Genomic DNA, 26,109 nt, shown 5'->3' on the forward strand with positions numbered 1-26,109 from the left:
ATATTAACACAGATTTTTGGATATTATTGGTTGTATCTGAAATAAAAAACATTAAAATAAATCGTATTCTTTCATTGTTTAATAAAAACGATTTTAAGCTTATCAATTAGAAAAACCTCCTTGCTTTAAGCGTTTTTAAAACGATAAACCCAATCAACCCACACGAGAACGCCATGACACAATCTATCCAAAGCAAACTATTGGCAAAAGCGGCAAGTCTTTTGGTAAACATTCCAAAAGACAATCAAGATGAAATGCACGCCATGATTGCCAAAATGGGGCAAGGCAACACCGCCCCTGTTACGCCGCCTGTAATTGACGGACAAAATGTGCAAAATTATTACGCTCACGGTATGCAAGTGATTGCGTGGAACGACAAGCAGGACAAAAATCAGCGTGTGATTTTCTATACGCACGGTGGCGGTTATATTGCCCAGCTGGATAATTTTCAAATTAACCTGCTTACAACCCTTGCCGAGCGTTTGGACGCTAAAATCATCGCCCCGATGTATCCCTTGTTGCCTACATTTAACTATACGCACAGCTTTTTCAAATTGCTAAAAATTTATGAAGATACCGTGAAATCAGTCAATGACCCACGCCAAATCACCATCATGGGCGATAGTGCTGGTGGCGGTATGGCGCTGGGGCTTGCTCATAGCCTTGTGGAGTGTGATTTACCACAGCCGAAGGATATTATTTTAAGTTCGCCATGGCTGGATATTGCCTCTAATAATCCCGATATGCAAAAGTATGCCGACAAAGATATTTTGACGATTTTGCTGCTCAAAACCTTGGCGAAATATTGGGCGGTGGACGAGAGCAATTATAAAAATCCACAGGTCAGCCCAATTCATAGTCCGCACTTTGCCAAAATGGGTAAAATCACTCAGTTTATTGGCACACGGGAAATCCTGTATCCTGACAACAAGCTGCTGTCTGACAAGCTGACCGCTTTGGGGCTGGAACACAATTTTATTGTCGGCGAAAATATGATACACGTCTATCCGCAGCTGCCTATCCCCGAGGGCAAAGCGGCGATAGAACAGATGATTAAAATTATTAATGAATAATACAGAGAATTATGAAAAAAGTAATGAATGATGCGACTGGCACGGCGTTTGCCCAAGCTGGCGAATTTAAAACTTATGACCGTTTGCCACCGGCCTTGCAAAGCTACGCCAAAATGGTCAGTTTTGACATTGACAGCGACCAAAAACTTGCCGAAATCAACAAACAGCAAGCCGAACTGTTGGCAGGGTTTAGCTTTCCTTATACCGACAAATGGACAGCCCCTGCCCAAGACAACCAACCTGCGGTGGATTTGTATGTTTATGCCCCAAAAGGCACGGACAATCAAACTTTGCCGACGGTTTATTACACACACGGCGGTGGTTATGTGCAGGGCAGTGCCACCGAGTATGGCAAAACCTTGCAAGCGCTTGCCGAGCGTAATAATGTAAAAGTGGTGAGTGTAGAATACCGCCTTGCCACCAAAGCTCCATTTCCTGCCGATGTGCAAGATGCCTATCACGGCTTAAAATACATTCACGCCAATGCAGACAAATTGGGTATCAATCCTGATAAAATCATCGTGATGGGACACAGTGCAGGTGGTGGCTTGGCAGCGCGTCTTGCCCTGTATAATCGTGATAAAGGCGATGTGCCGATTGTCGGTCAGATTTTGGTTTATCCTATGCTGGATTACCGCACAGGTTCACCGCAGTCGCCTTATAACAATCCTTATGCAGGCGAATTTGTGTGGACACCAATCAGCAATCAATTTGGTTGGAACAAATTGCGTGGCGGACAATCTATCCAAGACAGCGATATGCCGTATTTTTCGCCGGCCTTTGCCAAAGATGTGAGTGGTTTGCCACGCACTTATATGATGGTGGGCGATTTGGATTTGTTCGTCAATGAAGACATTGATTATGCCAACCGCCTGATACAGGCAGGCGTGCCAATCCGTCTTAGCGTTATGCCAAACGTCCATCACGGCTTTGATGAGCTTGCTCCTGATTTGCCACAGTCGGTGGCGTATCGTCAAGAATTGGACGAGCAGATTGCAAAAATGTTGAAATAAGCTTGATTTAAGTGATGAAAAAGCCGTCTGAAAGTTTGATTTTCAGACGGCTTTTCTTTCACTTCTCATAAAAGAGCGGTTAATTTCCCCAAACTTTTTACCATCACATCAATCCATTTATTATCTCTAACTTTCCAAAAAACACTCCATCAGGATTTTAATCATCGCTTCGGTTTTTGCCGATTGCACCCGATAAGGGGTAACCAGATAAAAATCCATGGACGGCAGTTGCCAGTCGGGCAGGACGATTTGCAGTTGTCCGTCTGCGACTTTGCCGGCGATTTCACCGCTTAATTGCACCGACAGCCCCAAGCCTGCGACGGTCAGGGCTTGCACGGCGGCGGCTTGGTTGCAGTGGGTGGTGTCGGTTATGCGTAGGGCGTGGGTGTGGCTGCCTTTTTGCAGGGTAAGATGAATGGGTTCGTCGTAAATCCAGTTGTGGTGGTACAAATCGTCAGGGCTGGCAATCGGCGTGTGTCGGCTTAAGTAGCGGGGGCTGGCACAAATTTGCTGTTGCCAGCGGGCGAGGCGGCGGGCGATGAGATGTCTGGCTTTGTCCAGCTCGTACTGGGGCAAAATCGCCAGATCGATTTGCCGCTCGATTAAATCTTGGGCGGTGTCGTCAAAATGCAGCTGCAAGCGGATATTGGGGTGGCGTGCCGCCAAAAGGTTTAGGGCTTGGGTGAACTTGGGCGATGTGGCAAAACCTGACGGCAAGGCGATGTGCAGCTCGCCCACGGCTTCGGTTTTTAGGTTTTCAAGGGTTTGGGTGATGTCTTTTAGGCTGTGCCGTAGCCGCTGGCAATGCTCGGCTAGGGCAAGCCCTGCGTCGGTGGGGGTGATTTTGCGGGCGTGGCGGCTGAGCAATTTGACTTGGTAGTCCCGCTCCAAGCGGCTGATGTGCTGGCTGACGGCAGAGGGCGTAATGTCCAGCGATTGGGCGGCAAGGTTCATTGAGCCTTTTTCCAGCACTTCGGCAAAGGCGATAAAGGGTTTGACATCTATCATGGCACTCTCGCATTAGTTTAACTTAATCTTCAAAACAGTTTTCGGGGCTGCTTACGCTGTTTTGTGTTTATTATAATAAGCTCATATTAATTTTCAAGGCTTGCCTTGATGGTATTTGTCATTATTTAAGTAGGAAAATGGTATGCAACAAAACAGCCGTGTATTTTTAATTTTGTTTTTGGGGATTTTGTCGGCGTTCGGCCCGTTTGTGGTGGATTTGTATCTGCCGGCGCTGCCCCAGCTTAGTCAGTTTTTTAACTCGTCCACATCAATGGTGCAGATGACCTTGACCACCGGTATGCTCGGACTTGCGGTCGGGCAGTTGTTTTTCGGGCCGCTGAGCGACAAATACGGCCGCAGAATGCCGCTGCTCTTGGCGTTTATCGTCTATTTGCTTTCAACGGTGCTGATTGTGTTTTCGCCAAATATTGAAACGCTGATTGCGCTGCGTCTGGTGCAAGGCTTTATGGCGGCGGCAGGCGTGGTGATTTCCCGTGCGGTGGTGGCGGATTTGTATCACGGTCAAGAGATGACCCGCTTTTTTGGGGCGTTGATGACGATTAACACGCTGGCACCGATTTTATCCATCGTGCTGGGCGGCGTATTACTCAAATGGACAGATTGGCGTGGGCTGTTCGTCTTTTTGGCACTGCTTGGCGGGGCGGTATTGTTTGCCACAGTCCGTTTCCGCGAGTCGCTGCCTGTGGCAAAACGCCTGAATGTGCCAGTTGCCGCCAGTTTTGCAGGTTTGCTTAGCGTGATGAAAAACCGCAACTTTATGCTGTTTGTGCTGATTGAAGCCTTTGCCACCACAGGTATGTTTGCCTATATCGCTGCGTCGCCGTTTATTTTCCAATCGTTTTACGGCTTGGACAGCTTGACCTTCAGTTTGATTTTTGCGTCAAACGGTCTGGCGCTGATTGTCGGCACCAACATTGGCGGACGATTGAACAACCGCTTGGCGGTAAAACTGGGCGTATTCGGCACGCTGCTGTCGGCGGTGTATCTGACGGTGAATTTGGTAACGCAAAGCAGCGTTTGGCTGGTGGAAGCGGGATTTTTAATCCAATTGTTTACCCTTGGGCTTATGCTGCCTGCCTTGTCCGCCTTGGCGATGGACGCAGAGCGTGAGCAGGCGGGCAGTGCTTCGGCACTGTTAGGCTTTTTGATGTTCGTATTCGGTGCGGTGGTCTCGCCGCTGGTGGGTATCGGCAACATTTTTATCGCCACGAGCGTAGCGATCGTCATCGGCAGCCTGCTTGCCTTAGGGTGCTATGCGGCGGTTAAACATAAAATCAGTTAAGGGTGTGGGTAAAAATGCCGTCTGAAAGTTGTGTTTTCAGACGGCATTTCTTTAACTTTTCATAAAAGAGCGGTTGATTTTGGCGGGCTTTTTACTAGCCTAAACGCTATCTTGACCGCCCAAAAACCGATCAAAATCACTCTCAAACACCTTATCCTGCACTACCAAGACATCGCCCGCCTGCTCGCACTCCTGCAACAAATAACCGCACGCGGCAACACCGTCATCATCATCGAACACCACCTTGAACTCATCGTCGCCGCCGATTACATCATCGAAATGGGCGAAAGCGGCGGCAGCCAAGGTGGATGGGTGATATTCAGCGGCACGGCGCAGGAGATGTTGGTGGGTGAAGAGTCTGTTACGGCGGAGTATTTACGGGAAGGTGTATGGGAGGGGGAGGAGAAGCCGTCTGAAAGATTTTTCAGACGGCTTAAATAAACCATCAATTCATATATTTATTTTCCCAATAATCCTTATAAGAAATCATCACAAACCGAAGGATTAACCACCACATATATATAGATCCCGTTCCTAAAAATAAATTAGAATCTACAAAACCATGTGCAATAGAATGTCTTAAACTCGGATATCGTTTATCAAGTAAAATTGTCCTGATATGAATAACACCGTCAATTCCCAGCATTTCAATAATTTCTGTATTATCCAATAATGAACTTAACCCATCTCTTTCTTGTTCATTATTACCATGCAGAGTGGTCGGTTCTTCTGCACGAAGCTTAAGTAAATGTCTTAATGAATTTTCTATTTGTGGCACTAAAAGATGATTTGCTGTCAAAAAATCGCCTTTTAAACCATTGTAAATACCTTTGGCAAAAAACTCTTCGTGTCCTTGGGGGATAAATGGATTATTTGTACACAAGCTCAAGATTTCAGCATAAGATATAGAATAAGTTATATTTAAAATATCAATAGCTTTAACAATTGAAACACATGATATTTGATGATGGATTTTCATTCTTTCTATAATTTTTGACCATAACCGTTGTTTTTCTTGCTCAGGAATATTACCTAAATCAGCAATGCTAGGTACATCTCCCACAGCCGTGCTCATACCATCATGATCAATATAGACCCTATTACCAAAAAGTATATCTGATAAACTTTGACCTTCACTTATTGTCTGCTGCTTCAATTCATCAAATTTAGCAATATTAGCAATACAACAAGCTGTTCTAAAAAGCATATCAAACCAGTCTTTGCTATTGTTAAGTACAGCTTCAACCCTTTGATGCAAGGGTGTAATATTAACAGGTTTAGTTTCAACTAATTCTAAATCTAGAATTGACTCAATTTGATAATCTCTCATTTCTTCATATAGCTCTAATCTTTCCTGTCGTGTATCTTTTATTTTTGCAAGAGTGTTTATTGCACTAAGTAAAAAATGAGCAGCTCTAAAGCCTTTATCAGTTCTTGCTGTTTTTATATAGCAATCTGCAATTATCCTATTAATATTACTAATTTTTTCTTTTTTCGAAGAATGTAGGTTATCTAAAGCAATGCCTAGTGATAAAGTTGCTTGTAAATATTCTTTTTTACTAATCAGGCTATCAGATATTTCCTCAGCCCATAAAATCACATTATTTTTTGATTCAACCCTTCTTTTATTGATAATGTGTAATATGTTAAGCGCATTAGATGGATTATTATCTTTATTTTCTTGTAGTAAACGCACTAACAATTCTTTTGAATTTATATAGCTAACATGACTTGTTTGACGGATTAAATTGCCTAATAGCAGTATTAATGAAAGTTTTTCTAATGAAAAATAAAAGGAGTCATCGTCCGACAAATCAACAAAGTAACATTCCATCGCTTGAGTTAAGTCGCTTATTTTTCTAATATTTCTATTTAAATATAATAAGTGATAAATCTTGGCTTTTAGCTCTTTATGTTTGAGTAAAACAATAATATTATCTAACAAAGCTATGTCTTCATCTTTTAGATCATTAGATAATACGCCTTTACTTAAAGAATCAGATAAACTTGCAGCATCGGCATTGATTTGATATGAGCAAACATTTGCTAATAATTGGTATATGGCATGTTTTTCTTTATTTCGGAAAAAATAGTGCATTAATTCATAGGGATCTGTATAAGCACTAATATCAGTATTAATGCTTTCAATAATTTCACTATACATACTGTTCTCCATGTAGTTTTATTTTCCACCCAAAAACCGGTCAAAATCACTTTCAAACAGCTTATCCTGCACCACCCGATATTTCTCAAACTCGCTTAAGGCGTGGGCTTTGGCGATTTCGGCGGTGATTTGTCCTGCGTCTTGCAGCACTTTACGGTCGGTAAATTCTAAAAAACGGTTCAATCGGTTTTCCCAGTCTGCCATGGTCATGGGGATTTGGCGGGTTGCCATATCTTCGGCGATGTCCAGATAGGCGGAGACGAGACGTTGCAGCTGCGCCATTTCGCTTTCGGTCAGGTAGTTTTTGGCGACAACCACATCAAATTGCTGGATTTTGCCGTGCGGTGCGTCTTTCCAACTGGTTAAGCCCATATTTTGCTGCTCGGCGTCGGCTCGGTGGTAGATGACTTCGGCGGCGGTTTGTCCGTGGATTGCCCAGTGCAGCTTGTTTTGCACGGTGGCGAAAAAGCGTTTGGTGGTGCTAGCGTTGCGGTCGTAGTCGAGGGAAGTGGCGTAAATGTCGGTGATTTTTTGGTAGAACTTGCGTTCAGACAGGCGGATTTCACGAATGCGGGCGAGTTGTTCTTCAAAGTATTTTTTGCCCAAAATCGTGCCGTCGTTTTTCAGGCGTTCGTCATCCATCGCAAAACCTTTAATGGTAAAGGTTTGGATGATTTGCGTTGCCCATTTGCGAAACTGCACCGCCCGCTCGGAGTTGGTTTTGTAACCGACGGCAATAATGGCGGAAAGGTTGTAGTGGTTGGTTTGGTAGTTTTTGCCGTCATCGGCAGTTATCCGAAATTTTCGGATAACTGAATTTTCTTCCAGCTCACTATCTGCAAAAATTTGTTTTAAATGATAATTTATCGTACGGACATCAATGCCGTACAACGCCGCCATCATCTTTTGCGACAGCCAAATGTTTTCATCGGCATAGACCGCATTCACCCCGCCTTCGCCGGTGGCGGCGATAAAAGTGAGATATTCCACCGCAGAAGCCCGAATTAGCTCGCTTTGTGTCATTTGATTATTCCAATGATTTGTTTTTAAATCAGATTGTTGATGATTTTAGCATTTTTATGGGGTGTAAAAAAGCCGTCTGAAAATTTTCAGACGGCATTTGTTTAACTTTTCATAAAAGAGCGGTTGATTTTGACCAACTTTTTGCAAAAATCCTTCGTCCAAATTCGGATTTAAGCGGAACTCTTTGCCGTGAATATCAATGCAGGCGTGCCATTCTTTGCATTGTTTGAGCGTGGTTTCGTGGTTTTTGTATTCGCCCAAGCCGAGACCGGCGAACAAAAGTTCAACACGCTCTAATTGCGCCGCACTGCTTTTTTTAAAAATCAATCCAGCTGCGCTAAAAATGATTTTGCAAATTGCTCAAAGCTAAAATACTGCTCAAAAGTGTTTCTTGCCTTTACGCCCAACATTTCCACCTTTTCAGGATTTTCATAAGCAAAACACATCGCATTTGCCAAAGATTGGGCATTGCCAACATCAAATGCCAGGCAGCTGCCTTCTTGCATAAAGATATTTGCCACGCCGACATGATCGTTTAACAAAACAGCACGTTGATATTTTGCTGCCTCAACGCATACCAAAGAAAATGATTCGTCTCGTGAGCAGCAAACGATGACATCAGATGCGCCAATGACGGCAGAGACTTCATCAGGGTGCAGCGACCCTACATAGCTGACCTCTTTAAAATCCCGAACAGGGGCGTATGCCGCTTCCCAGAAGGCGGTATTTGCTTGCAATAAACGCCCAGCCATGATTTATCAGGGGCGGCAGGCGGCACATCATCAGGAATGCCGTTTAACAAAACTTCGGCATGAAAGCCAACAGGCATAAACGATTTGGCATATTCGCTGACACAGATAATCCGCACATTGCTGTCCGCCAAATCTTTGTTATTGCCCAAGACACTTGTCAAAAGCTGGCTTTCATGCAGCCACCACACAACGGTTAGGCCGGGGATTTTCACCAAAGCCCGCACCATTGCAGCCTGTATGACGGTATTGACAACCACCACCTCAAAATTTTGCACAAGTTCCAAGCTGATACGCTGGTTAATCACGACAGGAATATCCGCTTGCGTCAATTTTTGGCGCATGACACCATCTATGGGTGAGAACACCGTGGGAAAGCCGCCGCTGTTTTTAACCGCAAGTGCTGCATAATACAGCATTTTTGGCGCACCTGTGGCGGACAGCTCATGGGAGAGAAATAAGACTTTTTTCATACGTGATTTAAATCCGAGTGTGTGCAGTGCGCTGATTGTATTGTTCGGCAAATTGCCAGTACCACTTGATAATTTTGTTAAAAACAGCACAAATTTATCCGATTATACGCCACTTGCCCTGCTTTTTAAAGTCTCATAAGCTATAGCTAAATGTGCTATAATAGCCGCATTCTAAGCCAAACCAACACACCGCCATGCCTGTGCATTTGCTGTATGCTGCCCACCGTAACCCGTCGGCGATTGTACGGACTTATATTGAGTTTTGCGTGGATTGGGCAAAAGAGCGGTTTGCAAATTTTTCGGAAGATTGGACCGCTTATAAAACATAAAAATGCCGTCTGAAAAATCTTTCAGACGGCTTTTGTTTAACTTCTCATAAAACAGCGGTCAATTCCCCCAACTTCCTACCCAAACACCGGCAAAAACGGCAGCGGGTGCAATCTGGTCTGTACGCCGTGTACGGCAAAGGTGCTCAGGTAATAATGGGTCAGCGTTTTGTGCCCGTCAAAGGTGCCCGCCACGCCTGCAATGCCGCTCATGCGGTTTAGGTAGGCGGACAGGTGGGCGTAATCGGCAAGGCGTTTTTGGCTGCACCCGAAAATGCGGTGGTACACTTTGTCAAATCGCATAAGGGTCGGCAGCACGAACAGATCGGCAAGGCTTGGCTCGTCGCCCAGTACGAATTTTTGTGTCGCCAATTTGCCGTCTAAATTGTCCAGATAGGCAAAGATTGCGCCTGCTTTGCGTTCGTATTCGTCTTGATCTGCCGCCTGTATCACACCGTAAACGGCACGGTTTAGCTTGTCGTGAATGCCGTCTAACACCTCGCTCATTTGCCGATTGTCCAAGCCTGCCCACAGTTGCGGCTCTTGATTTAATAAATCCATCGTCATCTGTTTGGACGAATTGCTGACAAATGTGCCATCTTTATCCAAAAGCAGCGGTACGCTAGAGCCGTTTTGTCCGACTTTTTCGTACAATTCGGGCATGGTTTTTGCACCGAACAGCGGCTCGTCATCTAAGGTCAAATGACCATTTTCATCTTTTAAATCATTGACATAAACCACATTGATGTCGCTGCGTTTTGCCCACAACATCGCAAGCAGCACCCGATGGCAAAACGGACACGCTGCCAAGACATATAAATTCATGACGATACTCCTGCCGGCACTTTGTTGCCGTATTGCACCAATAAAATGCCGCCGACCATCACGGCAACGCCTGCGATTTTAAACCAGTTGATCGGTTTGACGGCAAGACCGAACAAGCCGAAATGGTCAAGCACCAATGCGCCGATGATTTGCCCTGCAATGGCGAGTACGGCAAAGTTGGCAATGCCGATTTTGGGCGCAAGAATGACCGAGCTTGCCACAAACACCACGCCGCACAAGCCGCCCAACCAGCCGTACCAAGGCACTTGCCCCAGATTGCCAAACTGCGGCGCAGAAACCTTAAACAGCATAAGCAGCGGCACGGTGGCAATCACGCTCACCGACAGCGACACCAAAGTCGCCCACAGCGGCGAGCCGAGCGAACGGGCGACATAGGCGTTGAGCGGCGCTTGCAAAGGAACAATCATGCCCACGAGCAGGGCGAAAATAAAGTTGGTATTCATGTTTTTTCTCTCTTTGGCAAATCCAATTGGCGCTATTTTAGGTTATTTATTATAATAATACCAATCGTTTATCAGTATATGGATTATTCGTGATATGAATAAACTTCGCCAACTGGATTTGAACTTATTGCTGGTGTTATATGTGCTGTTGGAAGAAAAACACGTTTCCCGTGCCGCAAAACGCCTGCACAAAAGCCAGCCTGCCGTCAGCCACGCCCTAAGCCAGCTGCGGACGTTTTTTGCCGACCCGTTATTGTTCCGCCAACACGGACGTATGACGCTGACCGCCACCGCCCAAAGCCTGCATACGCCGCTGGGCGAGCTTTTGGGCGGTTTGGACGAGCTGCTCGGCGGTACGGAGTTTGACCCTGCCAGTCATAAACAAAATATCCGCTTGGCAATGAGCGATTACGCCAGTCGTGTCGTCTTGCCCAAAATCGTCCGCCGCCTGCGGCATACCGCACCCAATATCCGCCTGCTCGTCAATCAGCCGTCCAGCCGTGCGCATTTGCTGGCGCAGCTTGCCAGCGGCGAGATTGATATGGCGTTCGGCGTGTTTGAAAACCTGCCTGCCGAAGTGTGCAGGCAAACCTTGTTTGACGAACATTTTGTCTGCATGACCGACAAGCAAAACCTGCCTAATTATCAAACGCTTAGGCTTGCAGATTGGGCGAAGCTGCCGCACATTTCGCTGTCGCTGCAGGCGGACAGCCGTGAAGAAATCGCCAATCATCTGCAAAAATCCGGACTAAAATGGCGCAGCGTGATTGCCCTGCCGCACTGGAATGCCGCGCTCGCCTTGCTGGTGCACAGCGATTTGCTCTTGACCGTATCGTCGCGTATGGCGGACGACTTATCCGCCTATCCGACATTGGCGACATTCGCACCGCCTGCCGACTTGCCGACAGTGGCGTACCTTATGCTCTGGCACGAACGCAAACAAACGGACAAAGCCTTAGCGTGGTTTCGGCAGCTGGTGGTGGGGAGTGTGGGGGATTGAGAAAGGGGGAATGCCGTCTGAAAATTGGGTTTTCAGACGGCATTTCTTCAACTTCTCATAAAAAAGCGGTCAATTTTCTCAAACTTTTTACCATCACATCAATCCGCCCGCCTAAAAGCATATTGGGCAAAATAATCAATAAACGCCCGAAGTTTGGGGCTTTGGTGGGGATTTGCCGCCCATAGGAGCTGGTAAGTGCCTTGCCAGTTGAGATATTCAGGCAGCACGCTGACGAGCCGTCCTTGGCGGATGTGGGGTTCGGCAAGAAAGTCGGGGATACAGGCTATGCCTTTGCCCATCAAAGCCAGTTGCAGGCGGGCTTCGGTGTTGTTGCAGATGACGCTTTGGGTCAAAGGCGGCGTGCGTTCGCTGTCGGTGAGCGGCCAGATTTCGGTTTTGCCGCTGTGGGCGAAGCGGTATTGGATACATTGGTGGTATCTTAGGTCAGACGGCGTCATCGGCACGCCGTGCTTGGCAAAATACGCAGGCGAGCCGACCAGGTGCATACGGTAATGGGTGAGAAATTTGGCAGTCAACCTGCTGTCGGCGGCTTTGCCAGTGCGCACCACGACATCAAAACCTTCTTCAATAATATCCACCAAGCGGTCGCTAAAATCCACTTCCAAGCAGATGTCGGGAAATTGGTCGGTAAATCCGCTGATGACCGGCAGGAAAAATCCGTCCAAATCCGGCAGGCTGACACGCAATTTGCCGCTGGGGGCGGCGTGGGTTTGAGAAAGCTCGTTTTTGGCATTGTCCCATTCGCCAAGGATATGGCGGCAGCGCACCAAAAACTGCGTACCTTCGGCGGTCAGGCTGATACTGCGGGTGTTGCGGTGCAGCAGTTTGACGCCCAGATGATCTTCTAAGCGGGCAATCAGCTTGCTGATGGCAGACGGCGACAATGCCAAATGGCGAGCGGCAGCGGCAAAACTTTTGTTTTCGGCAACCAGCACAAAGGCTTGAACGCCGCTTAATATGTCCATCGTATATTCTCGTTATTGATGAAATTTATTCACTTTAAAAATGAATTATAGCCTATTTTTCATTATTGATAAATCAATTAACATAGCCACCTATTTGATTTGTCTGGGATTTGTCCGAATTTTTGCTAATTTTTGCTAAAAGCGTCATAAACAATCGGGCAACCCCATCAGTTGGAGTGAATTTATCAATGAACAAAACCATGAAACATCCGAATTTGATACTCTTTTTTATCGCTTTGGGATTATTTGGCGTCTTTACGGTTGAATTTAGCGTCATTGGGCTGCTGCCGATGGTGGTGGAGCGTTATGGCGTGAGCGTTGCGCAGGCGGGTATGCTGGTGAGCGTATTTGCGCTGTTTGCCGCCATCGGTGGGCCGCTAATGGTGCTGTGGCTGGCGAAATACTCACGCAAGCGGGTGCTGATCGGCTCGCTGATGATTTTTGCGCTGTGCTGTGTGTTGTCGGCATGGGCGCCCGACTATCAAACCCTGATGGTGCTGCGAGCCTTGCCGGGCTTGATGTTGACGGTGTTTTTCTCGTTGGCGTTTGCAGCAGCGGTGGCATTGTATCCGCCGCAAAAAGCCGCTTTTGCCACGTCTATGGCGCTGATGGGCGAGAGTGTCGGACTGGTGTTCGGTTTGCCGCTGATTTTGTTTTTTGCCCATACTTTTTCTTATGAAACGGCATTTTTATTTTGTGCGGCGGTCTGCGTGATTGCAGCGGCAGGGCTTTTGCGTTTGCCCGACAGCAAGCAGAACGAGCAGGGCAAAACGGCGGACGCTTTGGTGATTTTGAAAAAGCCGCTTTTGTGGCTGGGTTTGCTGGCAACCGTGGCGGTGCTGTCGTCCATGTTCGGCGTGTACAGCTATGCCACCGAATATCTGCTGGGCCTGGGCATGAATGCAAACACCGTGAGCCTTTTGATGATGGTGTTCGGTATCGGCGGTTTAGCAGGCAATGTCATCGCAGGGCGCGCATTGGCAAAAAATATCAAGCTGACTGCCGTCGCCTATCCCTTTGTGCTTGCTTTAGCCTATGCCGCCTTGTATGCCTTCGCCAGCCCAAACATTGCCGTGATGGCGCTGCTGTGCGCCGTGTGGGGTGCTGCACACATCAGCGGCTTGGTGGTCAGCCAGTTTTGGGTGTCGTCATCTGCCGAAGAAGCTCCGGAATTTGCCACCAGTCTGTTTGTCTCGGCTGCCAATGTCGGCGTAACCGTCGGCGCAGCGTCGGGCGGTTGGTTCATCTCAAACTTCGGCATACAAAGCAGCCTGTGGGCAGGCTGGGGATTTGCCTTGTTGGCTGTGGTATTTTTTGCCGTGTCGCTGGTATTGAAAAAACGGGAATTGGTGAGCGGTTGAAGGTGTGAAAAAGCCGTCTGAAAAATGAATTTCAGACGGCTTCCACTTATTTATCCATTTTCTTTAAAAAATCCTTTTGGGTTTGGAACTCAATCGGGGTTAATTCCACCGCTTCACGGTTTTGCACCTTGGGCAGATGGGCGTTTAAAAAGGCGGCAAAACGGGGTTTGGCATGGTAAGCATTCATCGCTTCGGCACTTTTAAAAATTTCAAACAGATAAATCTGGTTCAGATTGGCTTTGTCTTGCGAAGCGAACGCCGCCAAAAAATCCGGCTCGGTGCGTACCGCTTCCTTGATTTCCGCCGCCAATGCCGTCTGAAAGACTGCGGCTTGTGCCGGATCGACGGTGAGCTTGACCGTATGCACGAAATTTTCGGCAGAAGCGGTGGCGGCTAAGGCGGCAAACACGGCGGTTAAAGCGGCTTTTTTGATAAGGTTTATCATGTTCTCCTGTGGGTTTTGGGTGAAAGTGCGGTCAGTTTAACGGGAGTTTTTAAAAACGACCTGACACATAGGTGTCAGTTGAAGAAAAAATTTGCAGATTTTTCGCAAAACCCAATCGCTTGCGGATATAAAAACGCCGTCTGAAACTTAACTTTCAGACGGCATTTTTTTTTTACAAAGCACTATTCATTAAACAACGGAATTTGTTTAAACATCTTATGCAGGCGATGTTCGTCAAACGGCAAATATTCTGCGACAGTGAAACCGACAATATCGGCGTTGGCGGAAAGAGCGGTAAGAATTTCGGTTAATTTAGCCATCGTCATCTTGCCGCCGCCGCTTCCGTCGCCTTTTAGCTCTGGATTGGCAAAATAAGTAGAATGGAAGAAATGTTCGTCTAACACATCAATATCCAAATGCACCAAGATATGATCGAAACGGTCGGTGAAGGCTTTGATTTCTTCATCGGATAAAAATGCTTGGTCTTGGATTTTGTACTGCACGCCGTGTTCGTTTAAAAATTGCGTTTGGTAGTCGTGCAGCGGCTGCAAGCCGACATACAAGATTTGGTCGGCAGAGAATCTTTTGTTTTTCATCAGGGAAGTCAGCGATTCATCGCCGCCGCCCATCAGGGAAGCCAGTACCATCGCATGGGCGTTCGGGTAGCCGTCTTTCGGTGCGGATACGTCGGGGTGGGTGTCAATCCAAATAATACCGACGTTTTCATAACGCCCGTGCAGATAATCAAACGGGGCTTGCGAAACGATACAGTTGCCGCCGATGGTGATGATTTTATCGGGGGCTTCCGTTTCAATCGCCGCCATCGCATTTTGAATGCCGGCAATCACTTGTTCTTTGGCGTAAATGCCGTCGGTAACGGAATATTGCTGCCCGCTTGGTGCGGCAACATCCACTTTAATTAGCGGTTGGTTGGGGTTTTTAGGCAGGATGTGGGCGAGCAAATTCGCCCCGAAATGGTAGGTTTCCAGCCCGCCGCTGACGAAATCGGGGTATAGCAGTCTGATGGTTTTCATTGTGTATCCTTGTGTTTTAGATGGTGGTTTAATTATTATAGTGTGCAAAAAGGAAATTTAAAGCCGTCTGAAAAATCTTTCAAACAGCATTCCCTTGTCTAAAAATTACAACAACCCACCACAACTTCCCTTTACAAACCCACCACAAAAACCAATTTGCTAAATTCCCATTAACGCTATAAACTATGTTTAAGTTTTTAAACATTCAAACTTTTAAACCTATGAACACACCATCTATCCAAAATGAGCTTGCCGCCTGCCTGCCGCTGTTTAACGCCTTGGGCGATCCGCACCGCCAGACGATTTTGCTGCTGCTTGCTAAGCATGGACAGCTTAATGTCAACCGTATTACCGAGCTTATGCCGCTGTCTCGTCCTGCCGTATCGCACCATTTAAAGCTGATGAAGCAGGCGGACATCGTTCGTGTGGCGCAGGCGGGCAATGAGCGTTTTTATGCGATTAACCGTGATTATAACGAGCAAAATCCTTGTCCAATTCAGCGGCTAAAAGCCTTGACAGAAGCGTTAGAAGCGTATTTTCCGCCGCTTACCAAGGATTGATTTTACCCAACTTACATACTTTAATTTTGCTTAGGAATATCCCATGAACCCATCAAACCCAGCTCCAAACATCTCCACGCCGCTCACCCTATCAAACGGTGCGGTGTTAAAAAACCGCCTGTACAAAGCGGCGATGGACGAGCAGCTTGCGCCCAACAACACGCCCAGCCAAGTGCTGGTGCACCTGTACGACACCTGGGCAAAGGGCGGTGCGGCGGTGCTGGTAACGGGTCATGTGATGATTGACCGCCGTTTTAGTGCCAATTTTGACACCACGGCGGTGGACGATGAGCGTGATTTGCCGATACTGCAGGCGTGGGCACAGGCAGGCACACAAAACGGTACGAAACTGCTCATGCAGCTTAACCACCCGGGCAAGCAAATTCCCAAAAATGTCAATAAACAGCCTGTCGCCCCAAGTGCCGTGCCGCTGTCCAAAGAATTATCGGCGCTGTTTAATCCGCCGCGTGTGCTGTCTGAAGATGAGATTTTTGACATCATCCGCCGCTTTAGGCAAAGTGCCAAAATCGCCGAAAAAGCAGGCTTTTCAGGCGTGCAAATCCACGCAGCACACGGCTATCTGCTCAGCCAGTTTTTATCGCCGCACCATAACCGCCGCACGGACAACTGGGGCGGCAGCCTTGAAAACCGTATGCGTATTTTGGTGGAAATTTATCACGAAATCCGCCGCCAAACGTCAGATGGATTTATCGTGGCGTTAAAACTTAACTCCGCCGATTTTCAAAAAGGCGGCTTTGGCGAAGACGAATCGGTGCAGGTGCTGGCAAAAATGGCGGCGCTTGGCGTGGATTTGCTGGAAATTTCAGGCGGTAATTACGAAAGCCCTGCGATGATGGAAGGTGTCAAAGATAGCACCAAAAAGCGTGAAGCGTACTTTTTGGACTATGCTGACAAAGCCCGTGCGGTGATTGGCGATGTGCCGCTTGTCATCACCGGCGGCTTTAGAAGTATGGCGGCGATGAACGACGCCTTAGCAGATGGCAGCACGGACATGATCGGCATGGCAAAACCTTATGCCGTCATGCCGGATGTGGCAGACAAACTCACATCAGGCAGCTTAACGCACATCGCCACACCGCCTGTACGCACCGGCATTAAGGCGATTGATAAACGACTTGGCGGACTTTTGGAAATTTATTGGTACACCAAGCAGCTGCACCTGTTGGGACAAGGCAAACCCGCCAATCCAAATTATTCGGCGTACAAAACGCTGTGGACGATTGTCAAAGATGGGGTGAGACGGGAGCGGGGATAGTTTTGATGGGTGATGATGGAAAGCCGTTTGAATTTGCTTTCATATGGCTTGCCTTTTTGCTAGAATACGCTGCTTTATCATAAAATTTCCACTTGTATCAAGGATTAGAAAAACATGACAATCTCCAGCAAGCAAGCAAGCAAGCAAATTATGATATAACCTTTATTGTGCCTGTCTATAACACCGTTCAATATTTGCCGCAATGTTTGGGCAGCATAATCAATCAAAAAATCAATAAAGAAATTATTGTGATTGATGACGGCTCCACCGATAATAGTCTTGCCATTTTAAAAGACTATGCCGCACAGCATGATTTTATCCGTATCGTTACTCAAGAAAACAAAGGGGTATCTGCCGCACGCAATGCAGGACTGCGCTTGGCGAAAGGCGCGTATGTCTATTTTGTTGATTCGGACGATATGCTGATTCAAAATGTGCCGTTTGCTACCTATGTATCCATTTTAAAAAACAACAATCTTGCTTTGCTAAAAGGCTGCGCCTATTGGGAACGCTTGCCGTATAAGGTGTTGCCGCCTGTTTTGGATAAACCTAAGCAAGCGTTTTATAACATTTATCAAAACAAAGTTCAGCGCAGCCATCATGTGCAATTCACCACATCATCAAAGTATATGGACGCCTTAAACCGTGAGCATTTTGGTGTGGAATTATGGACCTATATTTTCCAAACAGACTATCTGCGAGCCAATCAGATCTTTTTTGATGAAACACTTGCCTATGCCGAAGATTTGTTATTTCTCGTCAAGGCGCTTTCTTGTCAAGATTGCAAAATGGCTGAAAGCAGTGAAGTGTTTTATTTTTATCGCCATCGCTCAGACAGCGTGTTCCATAAATCAAGCGACAGCAGGGCGGTGCTGGCGTTTATAGATGCCAAGAATGCCTTGCTGCGTTATATTTTGTCCCATGATTTTAGTCCACAAATGCGCGCCGATGCCTTGCTTTTGGCAATGGCGTCTTTAAAAAATATTGCAGGGCATTATCTTGGTTTGAACGAGCAGGGCAAACAGCAAGTCAATCCGCATATTACGTTGGATTTATACGGTATGTTTGAGCTATTTGTGGCTTTAACGCAAGCCAAAACACAAACCAATCCGCCTGTGTTTGAGCAGTATAGGGGGATTTTTCGGCGGCTTTTGGGGGATAAGTAATAAACATATACTTATTTAATCTCAAAATACGATAAAAAACTATGAAAATCATCAAAGTAAATCATGATTTTACGTAGGCCGTTTTTTATGGGAGACGTTTTATCAATGGTTATTTGCTTTGTGTAGATTATGATTTCCATAGTGTCTCAAATTGCAGTTTGGCTTTTAAGAATTTTGGTGCGACAACAAGTTGGCAGTAGCCTTTATTAGGATTTTGTAAAAAATAACCCTGGTGGTAATTTTCCGCTGGATAAAATGTTGTGGCTTCAGTAAGTTCTGTCACTACTTTTTCTATAAAGTGCGGTTGAATTTCGATGAGTTTTTGGGTTGCTTGTTGTTTTTGTTGTGCATTCAAATAAAAAATTGCGCTGCGATATTGTGTACCGATGTCATTCCCTTGACGATTCAATTGAGTTGGATCATGAATGGCGAAAAAAATGTTTAGTAGTTGTTCATAGGAAATTTTTTCTGAATCGAACCGCACTTTTACCGCTTCTGCGTGACCTGTTGCACCAGTACATACTTGTTCATAACTAGGGTTTGGGCGCATGCCTCCGATGTAGCCTGAGATTGCACTTTCTACACCTTGAATTTGATTAAAAACGGCTTCGATGCACCAAAAGCAACCACCGGCAAAAATAGCTTCTTCTTTTTTCATTTTCTTTCCTTTTTGTGTTTATTTTAAGTGGCGACCGCCATTAACGGTGAGGCAGCTTCCTGTGACATACTTGCTTTGAAGCAAGTAATCCACTGCAGCGAGCATTTCTGGATAACCGCCACATTTGGCCATGAGAGATTTTTGTTGTGCTTGAAGGCGATAAGTTTCATCATCTTGCTCATTAAAGGCAATCAGTGCTGGGGCAATAGTATTGACTTTAACATGAGGCGCATATTTTTTAGCAAAACTGAGAGTTAAGCTTTCCATTGCGGCTTTGCTGGCTGTATAGGCGAGATGTTTGTCACTACCTTTTTGAACAATATAATCGCTAATATGGATTATATCACTTGGTATTTCGTCATTTTTAAGCAATAAAGGTAATAAAGCCTGGTTGAGCAGATAAGGAACTTTAGCATGGATTTGCATCATGTTATCAAAAAGTGTTGAAAGCGCGGTTAAATTTTCAGTGCTTTCACTTTGCCAATCAGAGGCGTTATGAATAATTGCTCGAAGTTTAGGGCAGTGGTGATGTATTTGTTCTGCAAAATTTACAATGCCTTGTTCAGTGCTAAAATCAGCCATAACCGCGATGATACCGAGTTTTGTCAGCTCTTCTATTTGTGGATAGAAAGTGCGGTAGGAAATTAGCACATTTTGTCCATGAGAGGCTAAATGCTTAGCTAATTCAAAGCCAATGCGTTTGCCAGCACCAGTGATTAGGATCCAGGATTTTAATTTTTGCATAGATCTAACTCGGAGAGAAAATCAATAAATGCTCGCACTTTAGCTGCTAAATAGCGGCGGTGTGGGTAAAGTACATTAAGATCGATTTTGTTTTGTTGATAATCGGCAAAAATTTCTACAAGTTCTCCTGATTGGAGTTCTTTTTCAATCAGAAAACGTGGGGAGTTGATAATTCCAATCCCTGACTTTGCAAGTTCTGTCAAAGTTAAGCCATTATTACTCACTAATTTAGATTGTAATTTTACACGGTGAGTGTGCTTATTTTTCGTGAGCTCCCAAGTAAAATTGTGAGGGGAGTTATAGATTAAACATTGGTGCTTCTGGAGAGCTTCGGGAAATTCAGGTATGCCGTTTTCAGCTAAATATGCAGGGGAGGCGACAACATGCATAGTTGAACTGGCCACTTTTTTGGCAACTAGTGAGCTTTCTGTAAGCTGTCCGATTCGTAAAGCTAGATCGTAGCCTTCTGCAACAAGATCGACTTTGCGATCGGTGAACTCAATATTAACATGTAAATTGGGATGTGTTTTTACAAATTGAGATAGATTTGGGGTGATAAATAATAAACCAAAATCACGAGGTACAGACACGGTTAAGTTACCTTGTAACGAAGTGGCATGATTACTGATGCTTGAATCGGCTTCGTCAAGTTCGGTTAAAATAACTTGGCAACGTTGATAATAAATCAGACCAGCTTCAGTGGGAACTATTTTTCGTGTGGTACGCTGAAGCAAGCGGGTTTTCAGCTGCTCTTCTAGTTGTGAGACTAATTTACTTGCCATTGCCACAGAAATATTTTGCTGAGCAGCCGCTTGGGTAAAACTTTGGCTCTCCACTACGCGACAGAATACAGAAATAGCATTAAGTTTATCCATAACGATACCGAACTTAAAAAGGTGAAATGATTAAATTGTCTTTATTATGGGTAATTTTTACTGCTTTGAACAGATATTCTGTTGGAATTTTTTCTTTATATAAGGAGCGTTTGCATACAGACAAAAACTCGGCTTCTAGGGATTGAGTATAAATGGACCCAATTAAGCTATTCACACCAGCCATTGCGCGTCCTTGCAATTTACCATAAATATGGATATTTCCTTCTGCAGCAACTTCAGCTCCAGAATGAACATCGCCATGAATAATTAAATCGCAATTTTTCGCATAAATAGATTGGTTTGCTTCAATATTCGTTTCAATAATTTTAGGTGGTAAATAACCATATTCTGGCAATATTTCATCGAATTGCTGGCTTTTACCGACGATTGGCAGATTCGCTGTCAAAATAAGCTCTTTCTGTAAACTATTTTGCCAATCACTGACGCCAATTAAGCGAATACCAAATTCATCAAGTAAATGCTGTAAGTCATTAAGATTGACTTTATGTAAGACATCTGTGAGTTGTAAAATCACAGGCACATTTTGGAAAAAAGATGGGGATTTTTTCACTTTTTTTGCCAAAGCTCGCTTAATCACAGTTAAACTTGAACTGTTCAAGGTGAGAAACACTGAAGAAAATTGTCCCGTGCGGAGTTCTACAATATCGTTAGCCATAATTATAAAATAAACGAGATGAAATACTGTTTATATTAGTAAAATCAGGTAAGATCAGCAATAAAATTTTTGAAAAATTGGAGATTATAGACAATTTTATGTTATGCGCAATTTATAAAAGTAATAAAAAAGCAGGAATGTATTTATATATAGCGAAACGAGAGCAATTTGACTGTGTGCCTCATGAACTAATGGAGGCATTTGGTCGCCCTAAATTTGTGATGTTATTTAATTTGCTTGGCGAAAAGCAATTGGCACAAGTCGATAATGATGTTGTGTTAGATCATATTCGACAACATGGGTTTTATCTGCAAATGTCGAAAGAAAATGATGAGTTATTTGGTCGAATTAAGCAGATTTAATAAGAAAAATTTGGGTGGCAGATAGGATTTAGCCACCCTTTAATTATATTTAAATGGTTAGTTTGTTTTTAACCATTTATTACTTAATGTGCCAGAGACCATTGCTCCGTTAACATTTAGCGCGGTACGTCCCATATCAATGAGTGGTTCAATAGAGATTAATAATCCCACTAATGCTAATGGCAAATTCAACGTAGAAAGAACGACGATAGCTGCAAAGGTTGCTCCACCGCCTACTCCCGCAATGCCAAATGAAGAAATCGCGACGATAAGAATAAGGGTTAAAATATATTCCATACTAAATGGGTCGATGCCGACAGTTGGAGCAATCATTGCGGCTAACATGGCTGGGTAAATTCCTGCACAACCGTTTTGTCCGATAGTTGCGCCAAATGTGGCTGAAAAGTTAGCGATTGTTGGGTTGACTCCGAGTTTATTGGTTTGCGTTTCAATGTTCAATGGAATCGTTGCCGCGCTTGAACGCGATGTAAACGCAAAACTTAAAGTCGGTAGAGTTTGTTTAAAATAATTAAATGGGTTGATCCCTGAAAGGGCTAATAATAAACCATGCACAATAAACATTAGGATAATTGCTAAATATGAAGCCACGATGAAATTACCTAAGTTGATAATATCGGCCCATTTTGATGTCGCAGCCATCTTGATCATTAGTGCGAATACGCCGTAGGGGGTGAGACGAATAACGAAACGGACTAAACGCATAATCAGTTTATTTAAGCTGTCCACACCTTGTGCAATACGCTCACCTAATTCTTCGTTCTCTTTGCGTAAACTTAATGCTGCGACACCTAAAAGAGCAGCAAAAATAACGGTGCTGATTATGGATGTTGGATTTGCGCCGGTCAGTTCAGCAAATGGATTGCGCGGAATGAAAGAGAGTAGCATAGCTGGAATGCTTAAATTACTTACTTGTTCAACTCGGCCTTCAACACGGGCTTGTGCTGCGATTTCGCGTTCTCCAGCAACTAATCCTTCAGCAGATAAATCAAATAAATAAACCATTGCTATACCGATAGCCGCAGAAATAGCAGTGGTAATTAATAAAACCGATAAGACACTAAAGCTAATTTTACCTAATGCGCCAGCTTGGTTTAAACGTGTCACGGCTGATAGGATAGAGACAAAAACAAGCGGCATAACGATCATTTGTAATAAACGAACATAACCATTACCCACTAGGTTGATCCAATCTAATGTAGTATCAAGAATAGGTTTGTCACTGAATTGTTGTAATAATGCACCGCTAGCCAGCCCAAGTAGCAAGGCGATAAAAACAGTCATGCCAAGTTTTTGGCTACGGCGAAAAATTGCATTCAATATGAAGAGAGTGGCAACAAAAATAATTAAATTAATAAAAAGCATGGATTTTCCCAGTTTTATATATGATAAGTGAAGATTTGCCATCTTATCGGGAAATCAAAAAAGTTAAAATGCTTTTTAGTTATAAGTTAGATCAATACGTGCTAAGTTAGGGAAAGAAATCTTGTATTTTATGTGAAAATACGGACAAAGTAGACTTTGTCCGTATTGTAATGCTAAGCAATAATAAAGCTAGCGAAAAGAAGACCAAAGATTAAGCTAAACACCATGCTTAATAATCCTGGAATCATAAAACTATGGTTAAAAATGAATTTACCAATACGTGTTGTGCCTGTGGTATCAAAATCAATAGAGGCAATAATCGGGCCGTAATTTGGAATAAAGAAATAACCATTTACGGCGACAAATACCCCAATTAATACTTCAGGTGGAATACCAATGGCAATACCTAATGGGAATAGGGTAGCAACCGTCGCCCCCTGACTGTTTACAAGAATAGAGAGAATAAACAGTGCTAAAGCAAATGCCCATGGAGCCACTTCAACTAAACCAGAAACCATTTCTTTAATTTCTGTGGTATGCGCTTGCATAAGCGTATCGCCCAGCCAAGCTATACCAAAGATAGCAATAACAGCGCGCATACCTGCATGGAATACCGAACCTTTTGTAATCGCATTACCATCTGGTTTACAGAATAAAATAATTAAAGCACCAATAGAAAGCATGACGATTTCAATGGTATGGGCCATACCCATTGGAGAGGTTTTCTCTACACCGTTAACAATTTCGGTAAACTGAGGGTGTACGCTTGGCATCGCACCCATTAAGACAACAAGTAAAGCACCGGATAGGAATAAGCCTACAGAAATTCTAGCTTTGGGACCGATTTCTTTTTCATCTTCTACGGAAGTGACGCTACTTGTGCGAATATAGTCAGGATCTTTTAATAGCTGTTGATAGGTTGGGTCATCTTTTAATTCTTTACCCATTTTATTCACAAATACACAAGCTAAACCAATGCCAAGTAATGTGGCAGGTATAGTGACAGATAGAATATCACCTAAATGAATGCCTTGTGGTTCAAGAAATGCAACAACGGCAACAACTGCTGCAGCAATTGGGCTTGCTACGATGGCGAATTGTGAAGCGATTACCGCCATAGATAATGGGCGTTCAGGACGAATTCCATTGACTCGTGATACTTCAGCAATCACAGGAAGGACAGAATAAGCAACATGGCCTGTCCCAGCTAATACTGTAAAAGTCCAAGTGACAGCCGGTGCGATGAATGTGATATATTTAGGATTTTTGCGCAATACTTTTGTCGCAATTTTGATCATATAATCTAAACCGCCCGCAGCTTGCATTGCAGCTGCTGCTGCGACAACAGCCATAATCATAAACATGACATCGATAGGCAGTCCAGCAGGCTTTAGACCAAATCCGAAAGATAAAATAGCAAGACCGACACCGCCCCATACACCGAGACCAATACCCCCAACCCGTGCACCAATTAAAATACAAAGCAGCACGATAGCAAATTGAATAAGAAACATAGATAGCTCCTAAGTGAAAAAATAAAAAGTGTTTTTACTTTTGGTATTATATAACATTGTTTTAAGTTATTTTACTGATTAAACTCAAGAAAATAAAAAAGAGTGGCTTTTTAACCACTCTTTTGATTTATCTCAACAAATTTTATTTTAAACTACCAACCATATCTTCAGGTCTAACCCATTCATCAAATTGTTCAGCAGTCACTAGGCCTAAATTGATAGCTTCCTCTTTCAATGTCGTGCCATTTTTATGAGCAGTTTTGGCAATTTTAGCCGCATTTTCATATCCAATATGGGTATTTAATGCCGTAACTAACATGAGAGATTGATCCAATTGTTGTTTAATCCGAGCATAATTTGGTTCAATTCCTGCCGCACAATGTTCATCAAAAGAAATGCAAGCATCCGCAAGCAGTTGGGCTGATTGTAAGAAGTTTGCAGCCATAACAGGTTTGAATACATTTAACTGGAAATGGCCTTGAGAGCCTGCGAAAGAAATAGTTGTATCATTTCCTAATACTTGCGCACATACCATAGTTAATGCTTCACATTGTGTCGGATTCACTTTACCTGGCATAATAGAAGAACCCGGTTCGTTTTCTGGGATTAAAATTTCACCGATACCAGAGCGAGGACCCGAAGCTAATAAACGAATATCATTGGCGATTTTATATAAAGAGACGGCTAGCTGTTTTAATGCTCCATGAGTTTCTACTACAGCATCGTGAGTTGCCAACGCTTCAAATTTATTTTCAGCGGTGATAAATGGTAATCCAGTGAATTTTGCAATATAGTCAGCGACTTTTACATCATAGCCTTTTGGAGTATTTAACCCAGTACCAACAGCTGTGCCACCTAAGGCAAGTTGGCCTAAGTGTGGTAAGGTATTTTTCAGCGCAATTAAGCCGAATCGTAATTGAGCGGCATAAGCAGAAAATTCTTGTCCTAATGTGAGGGGAGTTGCATCCATCAAATGAGTACGCCCAATTTTGACCACATCAGAAAACGCTTCCGCTTTGGCAGAAAACGTTTTTTGTAAACGTTCAATCGCCGGAATAGTGACTTTAACAACCTTTTTATAGGCGGCAATATGCATGGCGGTAGGATAAGTATCATTCGATGATTGAGATTTATTCACATCATCATTTGGGTGAATAATCGATTTCTCACCTAACTTACCCCCATTCAAAACGTGAGCACGGTTTGCGATAACCTCATTGAGATTCATATTAGATTGTGTACCTGACCCCGTTTGCCAAATGACCAATGGGAATTGATCATCAAGTTTATGCGCTAGAATTTCATCACAGGCTTGCGCGATTAAATCACGTTTTTCTGCCGATAATACACCTAAATCGTGGTTAGCATAAGCTGCTGCTTTTTTCAAAAAGCCGAATGCTTCAATGATTTCGTGTGGCATAGAAGCCTCAGGGCCAATTTTAAAATTATTACGAGAACGCTCAGTTTGCGCAGCCCAGTATTTGTCTGCTGGAACTTGAACTTCGCCCATAGTGTCTTTTTCAATACGAAATGCCATATATTTACCTCAGCTAAATATGAATAACTGGATAAATTCTAACACTCGATAGGTAGAAAGAAAATCGGAGAAAAGGGATAAAAGTAAATTTTGTGATTTAGATCATGCTAT

Annotated in this window: 29 protein-coding genes; 10 read left to right on the forward strand and 19 right to left on the reverse strand. The window is 44.3% G+C overall.

From position 1 onward, the window contains the following. Nucleotides 1–173 precede the first annotated feature (173 nt). Nucleotides 174–1,073, forward strand: a complete 900-nt coding sequence (locus tag CVP05_RS00580) for an alpha/beta hydrolase fold domain-containing protein (RefSeq protein WP_100287619.1) — start codon at nucleotides 174–176, stop codon at nucleotides 1,071–1,073. A gap of 11 nt (nucleotides 1,074–1,084) precedes the next feature. Further along, the gene (locus CVP05_RS00585; protein ID WP_100287620.1) at nucleotides 1,085–2,086 is read left to right on the forward strand and encodes an alpha/beta hydrolase; all 1,002 of its coding nucleotides are present in this window, start codon (nucleotides 1,085–1,087) and stop codon (nucleotides 2,084–2,086) included. Between the two features lie 126 nt (nucleotides 2,087–2,212). On the opposite strand, the gene CVP05_RS00590 is transcribed toward CVP05_RS00585, so the two are convergent. Continuing rightward, nucleotides 2,213–3,094: a LysR family transcriptional regulator gene (locus tag CVP05_RS00590; RefSeq protein ID WP_100287621.1), complete on the reverse strand. Its 882-nt coding sequence runs from the start codon at nucleotides 3,092–3,094 to the stop codon at nucleotides 2,213–2,215. A gap of 142 nt (nucleotides 3,095–3,236) precedes the next feature. On the opposite strand from CVP05_RS00590, the gene CVP05_RS00595 reads away from it, so the two are divergent. Together CVP05_RS00595 and CVP05_RS00600 are read left to right on the forward strand one after the other, a co-directional pair. Next, nucleotides 3,237–4,397, forward strand: coding sequence for a multidrug effflux MFS transporter (locus CVP05_RS00595; protein ID WP_100287622.1), 1,161 nt, complete (start codon nucleotides 3,237–3,239; stop codon nucleotides 4,395–4,397). A gap of 30 nt (nucleotides 4,398–4,427) precedes the next feature. Continuing rightward, entirely contained in the window at nucleotides 4,428–4,838 is a 411-nt protein-coding gene (locus CVP05_RS00600) for a hypothetical protein (RefSeq protein WP_100287623.1), read from the forward strand. A gap of 4 nt (nucleotides 4,839–4,842) precedes the next feature. Here the strand turns inward: CVP05_RS00600 and CVP05_RS00605 are convergent, their stop codons facing one another. The 8 genes from CVP05_RS00605 to CVP05_RS00635 form a co-directional block, all read right to left on the reverse strand. After that, a complete protein-coding gene (locus CVP05_RS00605; RefSeq protein WP_165773102.1) occupies nucleotides 4,843–6,561 on the reverse strand; it encodes a DUF4209 domain-containing protein in 1,719 nt (572 codons plus the stop codon). 18 nt (nucleotides 6,562–6,579) lie between these two features. Then, nucleotides 6,580–7,584, reverse strand: a complete 1,005-nt coding sequence (locus CVP05_RS00610) for a virulence RhuM family protein (RefSeq protein WP_100287625.1) — start codon at nucleotides 7,582–7,584, stop codon at nucleotides 6,580–6,582. A 54-nt stretch (nucleotides 7,585–7,638) separates the two neighbouring features. After that, on the reverse strand, nucleotides 7,639–7,911 hold the full coding sequence (locus tag CVP05_RS12715) for a hypothetical protein (RefSeq protein ID WP_207761334.1): 273 nt from the start codon (nucleotides 7,909–7,911) through the stop codon (nucleotides 7,639–7,641). Then, entirely contained in the window at nucleotides 7,908–8,336 is a 429-nt protein-coding gene (locus CVP05_RS00620; RefSeq protein WP_100287626.1) for a glycosyltransferase, read from the reverse strand. Before CVP05_RS00620 ends, CVP05_RS12715 begins: the two co-directional genes overlap by 4 nt. After that, nucleotides 8,249–8,896 carry a hypothetical protein gene (locus tag CVP05_RS00625; protein WP_100287627.1) on the reverse strand — a complete coding sequence of 216 codons (648 nt, stop codon included), beginning with the start codon at nucleotides 8,894–8,896 and terminating at the stop codon, nucleotides 8,249–8,251. Before CVP05_RS00625 ends, CVP05_RS00620 begins: the two co-directional genes overlap by 88 nt. 81 nt (nucleotides 8,897–8,977) lie before the next feature. After that, entirely contained in the window at nucleotides 8,978–9,133 is a 156-nt protein-coding gene (locus CVP05_RS12550; protein ID WP_165773103.1) for a hypothetical protein, read from the reverse strand. A gap of 77 nt (nucleotides 9,134–9,210) precedes the next feature. After that, nucleotides 9,211–9,957 (reverse strand): glutathione S-transferase C-terminal domain-containing protein, encoded by a 747-nt coding sequence (locus CVP05_RS00630; RefSeq protein ID WP_100287628.1) that lies wholly within the window; start codon nucleotides 9,955–9,957, stop codon nucleotides 9,211–9,213. Continuing rightward, a complete protein-coding gene (locus tag CVP05_RS00635) occupies nucleotides 9,954–10,421 on the reverse strand; it encodes a DMT family transporter (protein ID WP_100287629.1) in 468 nt (155 codons plus the stop codon). Before CVP05_RS00635 ends, CVP05_RS00630 begins: the two co-directional genes overlap by 4 nt. Nucleotides 10,422–10,515: 94 nt before the next feature. Between CVP05_RS00635 and CVP05_RS00640 the strand changes: the two genes are divergently transcribed. Continuing rightward, nucleotides 10,516–11,421, forward strand: coding sequence for a LysR family transcriptional regulator (locus tag CVP05_RS00640; protein WP_100287630.1), 906 nt, complete (start codon nucleotides 10,516–10,518; stop codon nucleotides 11,419–11,421). 98 nt (nucleotides 11,422–11,519) lie between these two features. Here CVP05_RS00640 and CVP05_RS00645 read toward each other — a convergent pair whose 3' ends face one another. Next, on the reverse strand, nucleotides 11,520–12,407 hold the full coding sequence (locus CVP05_RS00645) for a LysR family transcriptional regulator (RefSeq protein ID WP_100287631.1): 888 nt from the start codon (nucleotides 12,405–12,407) through the stop codon (nucleotides 11,520–11,522). A gap of 188 nt (nucleotides 12,408–12,595) precedes the next feature. Between CVP05_RS00645 and CVP05_RS00650 the strand changes: the two genes are divergently transcribed. After that, nucleotides 12,596–13,768, forward strand: a complete 1,173-nt coding sequence (locus CVP05_RS00650; RefSeq protein ID WP_207761335.1) for an MFS transporter — start codon at nucleotides 12,596–12,598, stop codon at nucleotides 13,766–13,768. Between the two features lie 46 nt (nucleotides 13,769–13,814). On the opposite strand, the gene CVP05_RS00655 is transcribed toward CVP05_RS00650, so the two are convergent. Further along, nucleotides 13,815–14,213 (reverse strand): putative quinol monooxygenase, encoded by a 399-nt coding sequence (locus CVP05_RS00655; RefSeq protein WP_100287633.1) that lies wholly within the window; start codon nucleotides 14,211–14,213, stop codon nucleotides 13,815–13,817. A gap of 182 nt (nucleotides 14,214–14,395) precedes the next feature. Continuing rightward, complete coding sequence (locus CVP05_RS00660; RefSeq protein ID WP_100287634.1) at nucleotides 14,396–15,247, reverse strand: arginase family protein; 852 nt, start codon at nucleotides 15,245–15,247, stop codon at nucleotides 14,396–14,398. 185 nt (nucleotides 15,248–15,432) lie between these two features. On the opposite strand from CVP05_RS00660, the gene CVP05_RS00665 reads away from it, so the two are divergent. From CVP05_RS00665 to CVP05_RS00675, 3 genes are all read left to right on the forward strand, one after another. Continuing rightward, entirely contained in the window at nucleotides 15,433–15,807 is a 375-nt protein-coding gene (locus tag CVP05_RS00665; protein ID WP_243389182.1) for an ArsR/SmtB family transcription factor, read from the forward strand. Between the two features lie 43 nt (nucleotides 15,808–15,850). Next, nucleotides 15,851–17,083, forward strand: coding sequence for an NADH:flavin oxidoreductase/NADH oxidase family protein (locus CVP05_RS00670; RefSeq protein ID WP_100287635.1), 1,233 nt, complete (start codon nucleotides 15,851–15,853; stop codon nucleotides 17,081–17,083). 92 nt (nucleotides 17,084–17,175) lie between these two features. Then, the gene (locus CVP05_RS00675; RefSeq protein WP_100287636.1) at nucleotides 17,176–18,249 is read left to right on the forward strand and encodes a glycosyltransferase; all 1,074 of its coding nucleotides are present in this window, start codon (nucleotides 17,176–17,178) and stop codon (nucleotides 18,247–18,249) included. Between the two features lie 127 nt (nucleotides 18,250–18,376). On the opposite strand, the gene msrA is transcribed toward CVP05_RS00675, so the two are convergent. Genes msrA through minC form a run of 4 tightly spaced genes read right to left on the reverse strand, consistent with a single transcriptional unit; the run spans nucleotide 18,377 to nucleotide 21,202 of the window. After that, nucleotides 18,377–18,907 carry a peptide-methionine (S)-S-oxide reductase MsrA gene (msrA, locus tag CVP05_RS00680; protein ID WP_100287637.1) on the reverse strand — a complete coding sequence of 177 codons (531 nt, stop codon included), beginning with the start codon at nucleotides 18,905–18,907 and terminating at the stop codon, nucleotides 18,377–18,379. 18 nt (nucleotides 18,908–18,925) lie between these two features. Next, on the reverse strand, nucleotides 18,926–19,651 hold the full coding sequence (folM, locus tag CVP05_RS00685; RefSeq protein WP_100287638.1) for a dihydromonapterin reductase: 726 nt from the start codon (nucleotides 19,649–19,651) through the stop codon (nucleotides 18,926–18,928). Continuing rightward, the gene (locus tag CVP05_RS00690; protein WP_100287639.1) at nucleotides 19,639–20,526 is read right to left on the reverse strand and encodes a LysR family transcriptional regulator; all 888 of its coding nucleotides are present in this window, start codon (nucleotides 20,524–20,526) and stop codon (nucleotides 19,639–19,641) included. Before CVP05_RS00690 ends, folM begins: the two co-directional genes overlap by 13 nt. Before the next feature lie 13 nt (nucleotides 20,527–20,539). Continuing rightward, a complete protein-coding gene (minC, locus tag CVP05_RS00695; protein WP_100287640.1) occupies nucleotides 20,540–21,202 on the reverse strand; it encodes a septum site-determining protein MinC in 663 nt (220 codons plus the stop codon). Nucleotides 21,203–21,300: 98 nt separating this feature from the next. Here minC and CVP05_RS00700 point away from each other — a divergent pair, with 98 nt between their 5' ends. Beyond that, nucleotides 21,301–21,564 carry a YcgL domain-containing protein gene (locus tag CVP05_RS00700; protein ID WP_100287641.1) on the forward strand — a complete coding sequence of 88 codons (264 nt, stop codon included), beginning with the start codon at nucleotides 21,301–21,303 and terminating at the stop codon, nucleotides 21,562–21,564. Nucleotides 21,565–21,621: 57 nt separating this feature from the next. On the opposite strand, the gene CVP05_RS00705 is transcribed toward CVP05_RS00700, so the two are convergent. The 3 genes from CVP05_RS00705 to fumC all read right to left on the reverse strand — a co-directional run bounded on the left by CVP05_RS00705 (nucleotide 21,622) and on the right by fumC (nucleotide 25,998). Next, nucleotides 21,622–22,947 (reverse strand): L-cystine transporter, encoded by a 1,326-nt coding sequence (locus CVP05_RS00705; protein WP_100287642.1) that lies wholly within the window; start codon nucleotides 22,945–22,947, stop codon nucleotides 21,622–21,624. A gap of 173 nt (nucleotides 22,948–23,120) precedes the next feature. Beyond that, entirely contained in the window at nucleotides 23,121–24,461 is a 1,341-nt protein-coding gene (locus tag CVP05_RS00710) for an anaerobic C4-dicarboxylate transporter (RefSeq protein ID WP_100287643.1), read from the reverse strand. Nucleotides 24,462–24,603: 142 nt separating this feature from the next. Then, the gene (gene fumC / locus CVP05_RS00715) at nucleotides 24,604–25,998 is read right to left on the reverse strand and encodes a class II fumarate hydratase (protein ID WP_100287644.1); all 1,395 of its coding nucleotides are present in this window, start codon (nucleotides 25,996–25,998) and stop codon (nucleotides 24,604–24,606) included. Between the last annotated feature and the right edge of the window lie 111 nt (nucleotides 25,999–26,109).

Source organism: Conservatibacter flavescens, from assembly GCF_002795425.1.
In the GTDB taxonomy this organism is placed as follows: Bacteria; Pseudomonadota; Gammaproteobacteria; order Enterobacterales; family Pasteurellaceae; genus Conservatibacter; species Conservatibacter flavescens.

What these genes read in the sequence shown, in the direction of transcription:
- CVP05_RS00580 (WP_100287619.1), top strand. Translation starts at nt 174, where the DNA reads ATGACACAATCTATCCAAAGCAAACTATTGGCAAAAGCGGCAAGTCTT.
- CVP05_RS00585 (WP_100287620.1), top strand. Translation starts at nt 1,085, where the DNA reads ATGAAAAAAGTAATGAATGATGCGACTGGCACGGCGTTTGCCCAAGCT.
- CVP05_RS00590 (WP_100287621.1), bottom strand. Translation starts at nt 3,094, where the DNA reads ATGATAGATGTCAAACCCTTTATCGCCTTTGCCGAAGTGCTGGAAAAA.
- CVP05_RS00595 (WP_100287622.1), top strand. Translation starts at nt 3,237, where the DNA reads ATGCAACAAAACAGCCGTGTATTTTTAATTTTGTTTTTGGGGATTTTG.
- CVP05_RS00605 (WP_165773102.1), bottom strand. Translation starts at nt 6,561, where the DNA reads ATGTATAGTGAAATTATTGAAAGCATTAATACTGATATTAGTGCTTAT.
- CVP05_RS00610 (WP_100287625.1), bottom strand. Translation starts at nt 7,584, where the DNA reads ATGACACAAAGCGAGCTAATTCGGGCTTCTGCGGTGGAATATCTCACT.
- CVP05_RS00620 (WP_100287626.1), bottom strand. Translation starts at nt 8,336, where the DNA reads ATGGCTGGGCGTTTATTGCAAGCAAATACCGCCTTCTGGGAAGCGGCA.
- CVP05_RS12550 (WP_165773103.1), bottom strand. Translation starts at nt 9,133, where the DNA reads ATGTTTTATAAGCGGTCCAATCTTCCGAAAAATTTGCAAACCGCTCTT.
- CVP05_RS00630 (WP_100287628.1), bottom strand. Translation starts at nt 9,957, where the DNA reads ATGAATTTATATGTCTTGGCAGCGTGTCCGTTTTGCCATCGGGTGCTG.
- CVP05_RS00635 (WP_100287629.1), bottom strand. Translation starts at nt 10,421, where the DNA reads ATGAATACCAACTTTATTTTCGCCCTGCTCGTGGGCATGATTGTTCCT.
- CVP05_RS00640 (WP_100287630.1), top strand. Translation starts at nt 10,516, where the DNA reads ATGAATAAACTTCGCCAACTGGATTTGAACTTATTGCTGGTGTTATAT.
- CVP05_RS00645 (WP_100287631.1), bottom strand. Translation starts at nt 12,407, where the DNA reads ATGGACATATTAAGCGGCGTTCAAGCCTTTGTGCTGGTTGCCGAAAAC.
- CVP05_RS00650 (WP_207761335.1), top strand. Translation starts at nt 12,596, where the DNA reads ATGAACAAAACCATGAAACATCCGAATTTGATACTCTTTTTTATCGCT.
- CVP05_RS00655 (WP_100287633.1), bottom strand. Translation starts at nt 14,213, where the DNA reads ATGATAAACCTTATCAAAAAAGCCGCTTTAACCGCCGTGTTTGCCGCC.
- CVP05_RS00660 (WP_100287634.1), bottom strand. Translation starts at nt 15,247, where the DNA reads ATGAAAACCATCAGACTGCTATACCCCGATTTCGTCAGCGGCGGGCTG.
- CVP05_RS00665 (WP_243389182.1), top strand. Translation starts at nt 15,433, where the DNA reads ATGTTTAAGTTTTTAAACATTCAAACTTTTAAACCTATGAACACACCA.
- CVP05_RS00670 (WP_100287635.1), top strand. Translation starts at nt 15,851, where the DNA reads ATGAACCCATCAAACCCAGCTCCAAACATCTCCACGCCGCTCACCCTA.
- msrA (WP_100287637.1), bottom strand. Translation starts at nt 18,907, where the DNA reads ATGAAAAAAGAAGAAGCTATTTTTGCCGGTGGTTGCTTTTGGTGCATC.
- folM (WP_100287638.1), bottom strand. Translation starts at nt 19,651, where the DNA reads ATGCAAAAATTAAAATCCTGGATCCTAATCACTGGTGCTGGCAAACGC.
- CVP05_RS00690 (WP_100287639.1), bottom strand. Translation starts at nt 20,526, where the DNA reads ATGGATAAACTTAATGCTATTTCTGTATTCTGTCGCGTAGTGGAGAGC.
- minC (WP_100287640.1), bottom strand. Translation starts at nt 21,202, where the DNA reads ATGGCTAACGATATTGTAGAACTCCGCACGGGACAATTTTCTTCAGTG.
- CVP05_RS00700 (WP_100287641.1), top strand. Translation starts at nt 21,301, where the DNA reads ATGTTATGCGCAATTTATAAAAGTAATAAAAAAGCAGGAATGTATTTA.
- CVP05_RS00705 (WP_100287642.1), bottom strand. Translation starts at nt 22,947, where the DNA reads ATGCTTTTTATTAATTTAATTATTTTTGTTGCCACTCTCTTCATATTG.
- CVP05_RS00710 (WP_100287643.1), bottom strand. Translation starts at nt 24,461, where the DNA reads ATGTTTCTTATTCAATTTGCTATCGTGCTGCTTTGTATTTTAATTGGT.
- fumC (WP_100287644.1), bottom strand. Translation starts at nt 25,998, where the DNA reads ATGGCATTTCGTATTGAAAAAGACACTATGGGCGAAGTTCAAGTTCCA.